The organism is Hydrogenovibrio sp. 3SP14C1 (assembly GCF_029625905.1).
Taxonomy (GTDB): Bacteria; Pseudomonadota; Gammaproteobacteria; order Thiomicrospirales; family Thiomicrospiraceae; genus Hydrogenovibrio.
Window position 1 is genome coordinate 1 of record NZ_JARTLM010000134.1, and the last position, 268, is coordinate 268.

1 protein-coding gene is annotated in these 268 nt (G+C 64.9%); it reads left to right on the forward strand.

What is annotated here, in order from left to right:
* Positions 1 to 268: riboflavin kinase (locus tag P8629_RS11940; protein ID WP_278166333.1), on the forward strand; the 268-nt coding region annotated here is incomplete at both ends.

Sequence of the window (268 nt, forward strand, 5' to 3'; positions counted from 1 at the left end):
CCTGCCCGCCGTGGCCAACGTCGGTTTTCGGCCCACCGTGGGGGCCAAGCGGCCCACCCTCGAAGTGCATCTGCTGGACTTTTCCGGCGACCTGTATGGTCAGCGGCTGACGGTTTACCCCTGTGCTCGGCTGCGCGGGGAAGTGAAGTTCGACGATTTCGACGCGCTGAAGGCGCAGATTCAACATGACCAGGCCAGGGCACGCCGCTATTTTGCGGCGGCTGAGGCTGGCGTAGCACTTACTCTTCCGCTGGCCTCGGCCCCGCTT